The 11,868-nt window shown below is 70.2% G+C and carries 10 protein-coding genes; 2 read left to right on the top strand and 8 right to left on the bottom strand.

The features are described from left to right. The 6 genes from ACQEVG_RS23810 to ACQEVG_RS23785 all read right to left on the bottom strand — a co-directional run bounded on the left by ACQEVG_RS23810 (position 1) and on the right by ACQEVG_RS23785 (position 7,597). The gene (locus tag ACQEVG_RS23810) at positions 1-1,485 is read right to left on the bottom strand and encodes an aldehyde dehydrogenase family protein (RefSeq protein WP_432987213.1); all 1,485 of its coding nucleotides are present in this window, start codon (positions 1,483-1,485) and stop codon (positions 1-3) included. A 311-nt stretch (positions 1,486-1,796) separates the two neighbouring features. Further along, positions 1,797-2,786: a malate dehydrogenase gene (locus tag ACQEVG_RS23805; RefSeq protein ID WP_432987211.1), complete on the bottom strand. Its 990-nt coding sequence runs from the start codon at positions 2,784-2,786 to the stop codon at positions 1,797-1,799. Between the two features lie 198 nt (positions 2,787-2,984). Continuing rightward, entirely contained in the window at positions 2,985-4,055 is a 1,071-nt protein-coding gene (locus ACQEVG_RS23800) for an XRE family transcriptional regulator (RefSeq protein ID WP_432987209.1), read from the bottom strand. A 450-nt stretch (positions 4,056-4,505) separates the two neighbouring features. Then, positions 4,506-5,726, bottom strand: coding sequence for an NADP-dependent isocitrate dehydrogenase (locus ACQEVG_RS23795; protein ID WP_432987207.1), 1,221 nt, complete (start codon positions 5,724-5,726; stop codon positions 4,506-4,508). Positions 5,727-5,860: 134 nt separating this feature from the next. After that, on the bottom strand, positions 5,861-6,715 hold the full coding sequence (locus tag ACQEVG_RS23790) for a DUF3017 domain-containing protein (protein ID WP_432987205.1): 855 nt from the start codon (positions 6,713-6,715) through the stop codon (positions 5,861-5,863). Between the two features lie 18 nt (positions 6,716-6,733). Further along, the gene (locus tag ACQEVG_RS23785; protein WP_432987203.1) at positions 6,734-7,597 is read right to left on the bottom strand and encodes a bifunctional methylenetetrahydrofolate dehydrogenase/methenyltetrahydrofolate cyclohydrolase; all 864 of its coding nucleotides are present in this window, start codon (positions 7,595-7,597) and stop codon (positions 6,734-6,736) included. Between the two features lie 278 nt (positions 7,598-7,875). Between ACQEVG_RS23785 and ACQEVG_RS23780 the strand changes: the two genes are divergently transcribed. Then, complete coding sequence (locus ACQEVG_RS23780) at positions 7,876-8,457, top strand: hypothetical protein (RefSeq protein WP_432987201.1); 582 nt, start codon at positions 7,876-7,878, stop codon at positions 8,455-8,457. A gap of 144 nt (positions 8,458-8,601) precedes the next feature. On the opposite strand, the gene purH is transcribed toward ACQEVG_RS23780, so the two are convergent. Together purH and purN are read right to left on the bottom strand one after the other, a co-directional pair. Further along, the gene (gene purH, locus ACQEVG_RS23775) at positions 8,602-10,164 is read right to left on the bottom strand and encodes a bifunctional phosphoribosylaminoimidazolecarboxamide formyltransferase/IMP cyclohydrolase (RefSeq protein WP_432987199.1); all 1,563 of its coding nucleotides are present in this window, start codon (positions 10,162-10,164) and stop codon (positions 8,602-8,604) included. Continuing rightward, positions 10,161-10,796: a phosphoribosylglycinamide formyltransferase gene (gene purN, locus ACQEVG_RS23770; RefSeq protein ID WP_432987197.1), complete on the bottom strand. Its 636-nt coding sequence runs from the start codon at positions 10,794-10,796 to the stop codon at positions 10,161-10,163. The genes purH and purN overlap by 4 nt, the downstream gene beginning before the upstream one ends. Positions 10,797-11,050: 254 nt before the next feature. Here purN and ACQEVG_RS23765 point away from each other — a divergent pair, with 254 nt between their 5' ends. Further along, positions 11,051-11,830: a hypothetical protein gene (locus ACQEVG_RS23765; protein ID WP_432987195.1), complete on the top strand. Its 780-nt coding sequence runs from the start codon at positions 11,051-11,053 to the stop codon at positions 11,828-11,830. Positions 11,831-11,868: the final 38 nt, after the last annotated feature.

Here is an 11,868-nt window from a genome sequence, read left to right as displayed (position 1 = left end):
TCAGCCCGTGAACCAGCGCACGGGGCGCGGGGCGAGGTTCTGGTAGATGTGCTTGGCCTCGCGGTACTCGGCGAGGCCGGCCGGCCCCAGCTCGCGCCCGATGCCGGACTTCCCGAATCCGCCCCACTCGGCCTGCGGGAGATACGGATGGAAGTCGTTGATCCAGACGGTCCCGTGCCGCAGCCGCCCGGCCACCCGCCGTGCGCGGCCCGGGTCGGCGGTCCAGACGGCGCCGGCGAGACCGTACTCGGTGTCGTTGGCGAGGGCGACGGCCTCGTCCTCCGTACGGAAGGTCTCGACGGTCAGCACGGGCCCGAAGACCTCTTCGCGTACGACGCGCATGGAACGGTGGCACTGATCGAGGACGGTGGGCCGGTAGAAGTACCCGTCGCCTTCCGGCCCCCGGCCCCCGGCCCGCAGCACCGCCCCTTCGACCAGCGCGGAAGCGACGAAGGACTCCGTCCTGGCCAGCTGCTGGGCGGATACGAGTGGGCCGCACTCCACACCGTCGTCGGTGCCGCGTCCGAGGCGGATCTTCTCGGCCCGGCGGGCGAGTTCGGCGACGAAGCGCTCGCGCAGGGACTCCTCGATGATGAGCCGGGACCCGGCGGAGCAGACCTGACCGCTGTGGATGAAGGCGGCGTTGAGGGCCTGGTCCACAGCCGTGTCGAAGTCCGCGTCGCTTTCACATGCGTCGGCGAAGACGACATTGGGGTTCTTGCCGCCGAGTTCGAGGGCGACCTTCTTGACGCTGTCGGCGGCGGCGCGCATCACCTTCGTACCGCTGGCGAGCCCGCCGGTGAAGGACACGAGATCCACACCGGGATGCTCGGCGAGCCGGGCCCCTACGGGGTCGCCCGCGCCGGTCACGATGTTCGCCACACCGGCGGGCAGCCCCGCCTCCTCCAGCAGCTGGATCAGCTCGACGGTCGTCAGCGGAGTGATCTCACTCGGCTTGATCACAAAAGTATTGCCCGCGGCCAGCGCCGGGGCAATCTTCCAACTGGCTTGCAGGAGTGGGTAGTTCCACGGCGTGATCAGCGCACAGACGCCGACGGGTTCATGCACCACCACGCTGTGTATGTCCGGCGAACCGGCATCGACCACCCGTCCCCCGCTCTCGTTCATGACGAGGTCGGCGAAGTAGCGGAAGGCGTCACTCACACAGTCGACGTCGATGCGGCCTTCCTCGACGGTCTTGCCCGTGTCCCGGCTCTCCAACTGCCCGAGCGCTTCGCGGTTCCGCTGCAGCAGGTCCGCGACCCGCCGCAGCAGCGCGGCCCGCTCGGCGACGGGGGTGCGGGGCCACGCCCCCTGATCGAACGCGGCACGCGCGGCGGCGACGGCGTCGTCGGTGTCCTCGACCCCGCCCTCCGCGACGACGGCGCATACGGTCGCGTCAGCGGGGTCGATGATCTCGCGCGCGGCGCCGGAGGCGGCTGCACGCCACTCTCCGCCCACGTGGATGGTCTGTTGTGCCGACACGTCGCGTTTAGCCTTCCGTTCCCGATTTGTTCCCCGCTGGCAAGGACCAGCGGACGGGGCGCCTGCCCCTGGGGGTGGAAAGCATGCGCAATGGGTGGCCGAACGTGTCGCGTGTCACTTATTCGCTGCCTACGCGGCGGCGGGATCGGGTCCTGCCGGTGGGTCACCGCCTCCGAACGCGCGCGCGTGACAGACCGGACTCGGCCGACGACGCGCGCGTGACCGCCCGGACTCGGCCGACGACGCGCGGGGTGCACGCAAACCGCCCCCGGCTGCCAGTCGGCTGCCGGGGGCGGTCGGGGTCAGATCCCTCAGATGAGGCCGAGCTCGCGGACGGCCGCGCGCTCCTCCTCCAGCTCCTTCACGGACGCGTCGATCCGCGCACGCGAGAAGTCGTTGATCTCCAGGCCCTGGACGATCTCGTACTTGCCGTCCTTCGTGGTGACCGGGAAGGACGAGATCAGGCCCTCCGGGACGCCGTACGAACCGTCCGACGGGATGCCCATCGAGGTCCAGTTGCCCTCGGCGGTGCCGTTCACCCAGGTGTACACGTGGTCGAGCGCGGCGTTCGCGGCCGATGCGGCCGAGGACGCGCCGCGGGCCTCGATGATCGCGGCGCCACGCTTGGCGACGGTCGGGATGAAGGTGTCGGCCAGCCACTTCTCGTCGTTCACGGTCTCGGCGGCGTTCTTGCCGGCGACCTCCGCGTGGAAGATGTCCGGGTACTGGGTCGCCGAGTGGTTGCCCCAGATGGTGAGGCGCTTGATGTCGGTGACCGGCGCGCCGGTCTTCTTCGCCAGCTGCGAGATCGCGCGGTTGTGGTCGAGGCGGGTCATCGCGGTGAAGCGCTCGGCCGGTACGTCCGGGGCGGCGGCCTGCGCGATCAGCGCGTTGGTGTTGGCCGGGTTGCCGACGACGAGGACCTTGATGTCATCGGCGGCGTTGTCGTTGATCGCCTTGCCCTGCGGCTTGAAGATACCGCCGTTGGCGGAGAGGAGGTCGCCGCGCTCCATGCCCTTGGTCCGCGGGCGGGCGCCTACCAGGAGGGCTACGTTCGCGCCGTCGAAGGCGACGTTCGGGTCGTCCGTGATCTCGATGCCGCGCAGCAGCGGGAAGGCGCAGTCGTCGAGCTCCATCGCGGTGCCCTCGGCGGCCTTGAGGCCCTGCGGGATTTCGAGAAGGCGCAGCTTGACCGGCACATCCGCGCCGAGCAGGTGGCCGGAGGCGATGCGGAAGAGCAGCGCGTAGCCGATCTGGCCGGCCGCGCCGGTCACGGTGACGTTGACGGGAGTGCGGGTCATGGCGATCTCCGTAAGACAGCTGGCGGTGGGGTTCCCTGCCCCTGATGCTGGACACCTCCGCCACGTCTGGTCATTTCGTCCCGAAGCCTCGGAATTCCGCCCCGAAGCCTCGGACTGAATCTTGACGTGAAGAGATATCCAGCGATCAGGCTATCCGACCCGGGACCCCGGCCAACCCACGCCCCCTTGTGGCGCGGCTCACTGTGGCGCGGTGCAGCCCTTCCCACCGGTCTTCAGCGTCGCGCAGGCCTTGGCATCGGCCGGTCCGGTCACGGCGGTCATCGGCGTGTACGCGTCGTTGTCCGCGTTCACCAGACCATTCTGCGCGCCCTCGCCGCCGGCACTGATCTGCACCGTGTCGCCGGGCGCCGCCCGAGTGATACGTGCCCAGGCCGCCTGGCAGGTCTTGCTGTAGCGGACCTCGACCAAGGCGTTGCCCACGGTCGCGGACGAGACGGTCTTGGCGAACTGGCCGCCGCAGCCCATCGTCTCCGGGTCCTGGCCGGTGCAGTCCTTGCCGCTGCACTTCACTCCGGCGGGCAGTTGCGGGCTGCTGGTGGTCGGCGTTGCCGACGGAGTCCGGGAAGCCGCCTTGGCGTCGCCGCCGTCCCCGCCGAGGTCGGTCAGCAGCACGGCCGCGGCGATCACCAGCAGCGCGCCGACGAGGCCGACCAGGAACATGGTGACCTTGTGCTTGCCGCCGCCCCGCCCGGAACCGCCCCGCCCCGCACTTCCCCGGCCGGGACCTGCCTGGCCGGATGCGCCCTGTCCGGGAGACGGCTGCCTGGCCGCCGGCCCCCGGTGGCCGGGCTCGCTCCGGGTCGGCAGATACGACTGGTCCCGCGGCTCAAGATCACGGCCGCCCGGGTCCGTGGGCACGCCGGTCCGTCCGCCCGCCCCGCTGTTCGCGGTGCCCGCCGGGGCAGGGCCGAATTCCCCGAGCGCCGCTCGCGCCTGGGAGATCTGTATCGCTTCCATCGTCATGTCGTGGCGCATCTCGGCTCGGCTCCAAGCACGCTCCGCGAGCTCCCACATGGTGGTGAGATGGAAGGCGTTCGTGCCGGTCACCTCGGCCAGCGCGACTATCGCGCCCTTGGGCGCGAGCAGCCGGCCGTTCAGATACCGCTCCCAGGACGTCTTGCTGTAGCCGGTGCGGTCCGCCACGGCCGCGATGCTCAGCCCGCTGCGGTCGACAAGCCGCCGCAGCTGGCTGGCGAACTCCTTGACCTGCGGGTCGAGCTCTTCCGGCAGTGCCTTCCAACGAGGCATGTACTTCCCCCCTTGTCTTCCCGAACGGGCCTGATGCGCCCCGTGCTGTCGAGCCCCCTGCGGTACCCCCTCGGGGGTCCGAGTACCGGACTACCCACTGGGATGCGCAGGGCCAGGATGTCAGTTCCTGATATCGGCGCGCACGGGAGCATTCGCGGCGGTTGAGCGCCCCGATGTGCGCCCCGCCCCGGTTGCCGCCTCAGTCTCGCAAAAGTAGCGCAATGATCACACCGTGGCGGAATCGTCACTTCCATGCCACAGGCCCCAGCCGTCCCTTGTACGGGCTTGGCGCGTCCATGACCCTGGAAGCACAACGGCGCCCGTCCTCCCTCGGGGGAGAGGACGGGCGCTGTTGCGTTCGTAGAATTCGGTGGCCAAGCCCGGGCAGGACGACGCCGGACGCGGGCTGCCCGTGGCTTCTTGGGCCGGGCGTGCCGGTGCCGTGGCCGCTCAGGCAGCCGCCATCTTCTTCTGCAGGTTGGTCTCGAGCGCCCCCAGAAACTGCTCCGTCGTCAGCCACGGAGTGTCCTTGGAGATCAGCAGCGCCAGGTCCTTCGTCATCTGGCCGCCCTCGACGGTCTCGATACAGACCTGCTCCAGGGTCTGCGCGAACCTGGTGACCTCCGGGGTGCCGTCCAGCTTGCCGCGGTGGGCGAGACCGCGGGTCCAGGCGAAGATCGACGCGATCGGGTTGGTCGAGGTCGGCTTGCCCTGCTGGTGCCGGCGGTAGTGGCGGGTGACCGTGCCGTGGGCGGCCTCGGCCTCGACGGTCCTGCCGTCGGCCGACATCAGCACGGAGGTCATGAGCCCCAGCGAACCGAAGCCCTGGGCGACGATGTCGGACTGGACGTCGCCGTCGTAGTTCTTGCACGCCCAGACGTAGCCGCCCTCCCACTTGAGCGCCGCAGCGACCATGTCGTCGATCAGACGGTGCTCGTAGGTCAGGCCCGCCCTGTCGAAGTCCGTCTGGAACTCGGCGTCGAAGATCTCCTGGAAGATGTCCTTGAAGCGGCCGTCGTACTTCTTGAGGATCGTGTTCTTCGTGGACATGTAGACGGGGTAGTTACGGGCGAGGCCGTACCGGAACGAGGCGCGCGCGAAGTCGCGGATCGACGCGTCGTGGTTGTACATGCCGAGCGCGACGCCGGGGCCCGGGAACTCGTGCACTTCGAGCTCGATCGGGTCGGAGCCGTCCTTCGGAGTGAAGGTCATGGTGAGGGTGCCCGGTCCCGGGACCTTCAGATCGGTGGCGCGGTACTGGTCGCCGAAGGCGTGACGGCCGACCACGATGGGCTTGGTCCAGCCCGGGACGAGCCGCGGCACGTTCTCCATGATGATCGGCTCACGGAAGATCACGCCGCCGAGGATGTTGCGGATGGTGCCGTTGGGCGAGCGGTACATCGCCTTGAGGTTGAACTCCTCGACCCGCGCCTCGTCCGGCGTGATCGTGGCGCACTTCACACCGACGCCGTACTTCTTGATGGCGTTGGCGGCGTCGACGGTCACCTGGTCGTTGGTGGCGTCGCGGTGCTCGATGCCCAGGTCGAAGTACTGCAGCTCGACATCGACGTACGGGAGGATCAGCTTGTCCTTGATGAAGGACCAGATGATGCGGGTCATCTCGTCGCCGTCGAGCTCGACGACCGGGTTGGCTGCCTTGATCTTGGCCATGAGGTGGAACGCCCCTCTCACGCGTCGACATATCCCGATATCCCGTGATCAAGATACTCAACGCGGAGCTGTCCGACGCCCACGCGGCGCTGTCCGACGGTGCGCTATCTGACGGTGCGCTATCTGACGGTGCGCTATCTGACGGTGAAGTGGACCGCGTCTTCCAGGAACGGGACGTCCAGCCACGGCTTCGGCTGCGTCACCAGCGCGAGCAGGACGATCAGCGTGCCGAGCAGCCCGTACGTGACCATGTCGGTGAAGCGCGAGCGCACGGCGAGCATGCCGACGGAGGGCAGTACGCGGCGCATGACGGCGCCGGTGACCAGGGCGACACCGATGAGGATGGCGCCGACGCGGAAGGCGTCGGCGAAGGCGTCACTGGCGACGATGACGAGCCCGAGCCCGGCGAGCCCGAGCACGGTGAGCAGGGGCCACTGCCGCGCGGGCGCGGAGGCGTCCGAGGGGGCGGCCCGCCCTCCGCCTTCCGGCCGAGCGGTGTCCCGCGTGAGGGCAGGCGGCCGCCGGGAAGGCGACTTGCTCTGCCCGCCCTCGACGCGAGGGGTGTTCCCGTTCGGACTGCCGGCCTCGGGCCCGGAGGGAGCGCAGTCGCCCGCATCGACCTTGACCGGCTGGCCGAGGGCAGCGGCGCGCGCGTCCGCGCCGACCGTATCCGGCGTCTCCGGCCCGGAGGTGGCCCGGCCGTCGGTCTCGCCCGCGGCCGGTTCGGGCTGCCCACCCGTGGCGGGTGACCGCGGATGGACCGCCTCAGCGAGCGCCGCCTCCACGGCGTCGTCCACCTCCTGGCCGACCGCGAGCGCGGCGCGCTCGGCGGCGTCGGGCCCGGGGACGCCGCCCCCACCCGCGGGAGCGGCACCGCCGACCGGGTCACCAGGTGTCGTCGTACCACCGTCCGTGCCGGACGGCGGTACGGCGGCACCAGTGGCCGGGGCCGGCCGGGCCGCCCCTTCGTCGTTCCTGCTTACGCCCATGCGCTCGCGCCTTCCCCGTCAGCCCGCGGCGGCGACCGCGCGCTCCGCCGCCTCGACGACGTTGACCAGCAGCTGCGCCCGTGTCATCGGGCCCACACCGCCCGGGTTCGGGGCGACCCAGCCGGCCACCTCCGCGACGCCCGGGTGGACGTCCCCGACGATCTTGCCCTTCTCGTCGCGGCTCACACCGACATCCAGGACCGCCGCGCCCGGCTTGACGTCCTCCGGCTTCACCAGGTGCGGCACACCCGCCGCGGCCACGATGATGTCCGCCTGCCGCAGATGCGCGGACAGATCACGCGTACCCGTGTGGCACTGCGTCACCGTCGCGTTCTCGGACTTGCGCGTCAGCACCAGCGGCATCGGCCGCCCAATGGTGATCCCGCGCCCCACGACCACCACATTCGCGCCGTTGATCTCCACGCCGTGGTGCCTCAGCAGCTGCACGATCCCGTACGGAGTGCACGGCAGCGGCCCCTCCACCCCCAGCACCAGCCTGCCCAGGCTCATCGGGTGCAGCCCGTCCGCGTCCTTCGCCGGGTCCATCAGTTCCAGCACGCGGTTGGTGTCGATGCCCTTGGGAAGCGGGAGTTGGACGATGTAGCCCGTGCAGTCGGGGTTGTCGTTGAGCTCGCGGACGACCGCCTCGATCTCCTCCTGCGTGGCGGTGTCCGGCAGTTCGCGCTGGATCGACGCGATGCCGACCTGCGCGCAGTCCTTGTGCTTGCCATTCACGTACCAGCGGCTGCCCGGGTCGTCGCCGACCAGCACAGTGCCAAGGCCGGGAGTGACACCCCGCGCCTTGAGCGCCGCCACGCGGGCGGTCAGATCGGACTTGATCGCGGCTGCGGTGGCCTTGCCATCGAGAATCTGGGCAGTCATGGGCCCATCCTCGCGGATAGACCCGCCCCTGTTCCAATTCGGTCCTGATCGCTACGCCGCTCCGGACCGCATCGCGCCGCCGCCCCGCCCCCCGCCAACGCGAACGGGAGGTTGCACTTGCACAACACACACGATTACCGACTGGACAAAAAGTCGACGTTAAGACCACGATGAGCCGCGCAGTACCGCGGCAGTGTTGGGGGGCAAACCGCATATTTCGTGACGTTCCTCCGCTCGGACCGCGTCGTCCCCGCACTTTCCAACGGAGGAATCCCGCAATGAGCTTCGGCGACCCGAACAACCCCTACGGCCAGCAGCAGGGCGGTCAGCCGGGCTACGGCTACCCCCAGGGCCAGCAGCCCCAGGGTCAGCCCGGTTACGGCTATCCGCAGGCCCCGCCGGTCCAGCCGTACGCCGGTGGCTTCGCCGGCGGCCCGACCGAGATGCCGGGCGGTGTGAAGGCGGCCCGCGTGATGCTGTTCGTCATCGCGGGCTTCCAGGTGATCGGCTCGGTCCTGTTCTTCCTCACCGGCGCGGCCATCAGCAAGGCCCAGGACAACCCGGCCCTCAAGGACGACATCCAGTTCAAGGACCTCGCCGACTTCCCGACGGGCGGGGTCTACGCCCTCGGGGTCGCGGTTCTGCTCTGGGGCGTGCTCGCCATCTTCCTGGGCGCCAAGTTCAGCAGCGGCGGCAATGGCATTCGCGTCACCGCGATGGTCTTCGGCATCATCACGGCGGTCCTGGGCATCTACCCGTTCGTCATCGTCGGCCTGGCCCACACGGTGCTCGCGATCCTCGTGGCCGTGTTCGTCGGCAAGTCGGACGGCGGCGCCTGGTTCAACCGCGCCCGGCACTGAACCACCTCTGAGCGCACGAGCACGAAGGCCGTAAACCCGCCGACCGGCGGGTTTACGGCCTTCGGCCGTTCTAAGCCCCGCCCCGCAGTGCGCTCAGTGCGGGGCGAGGCCTCCGGGCCGTGCGGCTCAGTGGGCTGAGTGAGCTCAGTGGAAGAAGTGCCGCGTCCCCGTGAAGTACATCGTCACGCCCGCCTTCTTCGCGGCCTCGACGACCAGCTCGTCACGGACCGAACCGCCCGGCTGAACCACCGCCTTGATGCCCGCGGCGGTCAGGATCTCCAGACCGTCCGGGAACGGGAAGAACGCGTCGGACGCGGCGTACGAACCCGCCGCGCGCTCCGCACCCGCCCGCTCCACCGCGAGCTTCGCGGAGTCGACACGGTTGACCTGGCCCATGCCGACACCGACGGACGCGCCGTCCTTGGCGAGCAGGATCGCGTTGGACTTCACCGCGCGGCAGGCCCTCCAGGCCAAGGCCAGTTCGGCCAGCTCCGCCGGGGACAGCGCATCGCCCGTCGCCAGCGTCCAGTTCGCGGGGTCGTCGCCCTCCGCCTGGAGGCGGTCCTTGATCTGGAGGAGCGCACCGCCCTCGATGGGACGGAGCTCGACGGGCGCCGCCGGGGCGCCCTCGCAGCGCAGCACGCGGATGTTCTTCTTGCGCGCCAGCACCTCGACCGCGCCGTCCTCGTACGCCGGTGCCACGATGACCTCGGTGAAGATCTCGGCGACCTGCTCGGCGAGCGCGACCGTCACCGGCCGGTTGACGGCGATGACCCCGCCGAACGCCGAGAGCGGGTCGCAGGCGTGCGCCTTGCGGTGCGCCTCGGCGACGTCCGCGCCGACCGCGATGCCGCAGGGGTTGGCGTGCTTGATGATCGCGACGGCGGGCTCGTCGTGGTCGTACGCCGCCCGCCGGGCCGCCTCGGTGTCGACGTAGTTGTTGTACGACATCTCCTTGCCGTGCAACTGCTCGGCGTCGGCGAGGCCACCATTGCCGTTGGAGTAGAGAGCGGCCGCCTGGTGCGGGTTCTCGCCGTACCGGAGAACATTCGTACGCTCGAACGTCGCGCCCAGGAAGTCTGGGAGGACCGAGTCGTCGGCGGGCGCATAGGAAGAGGCGAACCAGGACGCGACGGCCACGTCGTACGCGGCGGTGTGCTGGAAGGCCTCGGCGGCGAGCCGCTTGCGCCCGGCCAGATCGAAGCCGCCCTCCCGTGCCGCGGCGAGGACGTCCGCGTACCGCGCGGGGCTCGTGACGACCGCGACGGACGGGTGGTTCTTGGCGGCGGCGCGGACCATCGACGGGCCGCCGATGTCGATCTGCTCCACGCACTCGTCCGGGGTGGCACCGGACTCGACCGTCTCGCGGAAGGGGTAGAGGTTGACGACCACCAGGTCGAAGGGCTCGACGCCCAGCTCGGCGAGCTGCTCGCGGTGCGACTCGAGCCTCAGATCCGCGAGGATCCCGGCGTGCACGCGCGGGTGCAGCGTCTTGACCCGGCCGTCCAGACACTCGGGGAAGCCGGTGAGCTCCTCGACCTTGGTGACCGGTACTCCGGCCGCGGCGATCTTCGCGGCGGTCGAGCCGGTGGAGACCAGCTCCACGCCCGCCTCGTGCAGCCCGCGGGCGAGCTCCTCGAGACCGGTCTTGTCGTACACGCTGACCAGCGCTCGCCGGATGGCCCGCTTCTCGGCCTCAACAGTCACGGGAAAACTACCTTTCGTCCCTCAATGCGGTAGCCGTTACGGGCCAGACGCCCCACGACCTCGACGAGCAGAGCTCGCTCGACTTCCTTGATGCGCTCATGAAGAGCGACTTCGTCGTCCTCGTCCCGGACCTCGACCACGCCCTGCGCGATGATCGGGCCGGTGTCGACGCCGTCGTCGACGAAGTGGACGGTGCACCCGGTGACCTTGGCTCCGTACGCGAGCGCGTCGCGCACTCCGTGGGCCCCGGGGAAGCTGGGCAGCAGGGCGGGATGCGTATTCACGAACCGGCCGCCGAAGCGGGCGAGGAATTCCTTGCCCACGATCTTCATGAAGCCGGCCGAGACGACGAGGTCCGGCTCGTAGGCGGCAGTGGCCTCGGTGAGTGCGAGATCCCACGCCTCGCGGGTCTCGTAGTCCTTCACCTTGCACACGAAGGTGGGAAGCCCGGCGCGCCCGGCGCGCTCGAGCCCGGCAATCCGGTCCCGGTCGGCCCCGACGGCGACGATACGGGCGCCGAAGCCCTCCGGGTCCTCGTCGATGGCGTCGAGCAGGGCCTGAAGATTCGTACCGGATCCGGAGACCAGGACCACGAGGCGGGCCGGTCGGGCGGAGGGGGGCGGGGAGGCCACGGCGGGTCTCTTTCTCGCGGTGCTGTGCGGCGTGTGGTGCGTCATTTGTGTGGTCGTACGAACGGATCGCACCCCTCGATACGGGGAACTCTACGAAGGCGCCGACCGTCAGCAACGATACCGGCACACAGAACGGCCCCCACGGGACGGGGGCGTGGCCGGGAGGTAGCGTCTGGGGACAGGACCCGTCCTCTGACGGGCACGACGACAGAAGACCCCATGTGCGCTGGGTCTGAGGGGAAGACGTTCACCAGATGCCGGACCGACGCCGCCGTACGGACCTCCTGTTGCCGCGGGAGCGCCAGTCCACGGACGAGACCAACCCCTTCGCGCCGCCGCCGGAGGGCAGGCCGGACCAGCCCTGGCAGCCGCGCCGCCCGGCGAACGACGGCCACTCCGACGACTCGCCGTCCTCATCCTCCGGCTCCGACTCGGACTCGGACTCGGACTCCGGAGATCGTGACTCGTCGTCCAGGGGCAGCCAGTGGAGCAGCCGCCAGCCGGGCCGCTCCTCGGGCGGTGGCTTCGGCGGCCGCCCCGGCGGCCAGCCCGGCCAGAACGGCGGCGGACAGCAGGGCCCGGACGGCGCTCCCTCCAGCGGCCTGAAGTGGGATCCGACGGACCCGGCGCAGAGACGGGCGCGTTATGCGCTGTTGTCGGGCATGTGGGCGTTCTTCTTCGCGCTGTTCGACCTCCCGGAGATCGCGCTGCTGCTGGGCGCGCTGGCGCTGTACTGGAGCATCAGCTCCCTCCGCGCCAAGCCCACCCGCCGCGCTGCGGACACGCTGACCTCCCCCGCACCACCGCCTCCGGCAGCACCGTCGTCCCCGACCAGGCCCCAGTTGACGGCGGCGGTGAGCGGCCTGGTCATGGCGAGCATCGCGCTGATGATCGTGACGGCGTCCTTCACGGCGCAGCTGGTCTACCGCGACTACTACACGTGCGTGAACGACGCCCTGACGAAGTCGGGCCAACTGGCCTGCAACGACTTGCTCCCGGACCCGCTGCGCGGCGTGATCGGCATCAAGGAGTAGCCGAGTCTGCGGCGCCGGGGCCCGGGGGGCGAACCGAG

Source organism: Streptomyces sp. CA-135486 (assembly GCF_050936555.1).
In the GTDB taxonomy this organism is placed as follows: domain Bacteria; phylum Actinomycetota; class Actinomycetes; order Streptomycetales; family Streptomycetaceae; genus Streptomyces.
The sequence above is the reverse complement of the archived record's forward strand: the minus strand, read 5'-3'. Positions and strand labels throughout refer to the sequence as shown.

Excerpts from the sequence above, each read along its gene's own strand:
- ACQEVG_RS23805 (WP_432987211.1), bottom strand. The coding sequence starts at position 2,786 with ATGACCCGCACTCCCGTCAACGTCACCGTGACCGGCGCGGCCGGCCAG.
- ACQEVG_RS23800 (WP_432987209.1), bottom strand. The coding sequence starts at position 4,055 with ATGCCTCGTTGGAAGGCACTGCCGGAAGAGCTCGACCCGCAGGTCAAG.
- ACQEVG_RS23795 (WP_432987207.1), bottom strand. The coding sequence starts at position 5,726 with ATGGCCAAGATCAAGGCAGCCAACCCGGTCGTCGAGCTCGACGGCGAC.
- ACQEVG_RS23790 (WP_432987205.1), bottom strand. The coding sequence starts at position 6,715 with ATGGGCGTAAGCAGGAACGACGAAGGGGCGGCCCGGCCGGCCCCGGCC.
- ACQEVG_RS23785 (WP_432987203.1), bottom strand. The coding sequence starts at position 7,597 with ATGACTGCCCAGATTCTCGATGGCAAGGCCACCGCAGCCGCGATCAAG.
- ACQEVG_RS23780 (WP_432987201.1), top strand. The coding sequence starts at position 7,876 with ATGAGCTTCGGCGACCCGAACAACCCCTACGGCCAGCAGCAGGGCGGT.
- ACQEVG_RS23765 (WP_432987195.1), top strand. The coding sequence starts at position 11,051 with ATGCCGGACCGACGCCGCCGTACGGACCTCCTGTTGCCGCGGGAGCGC.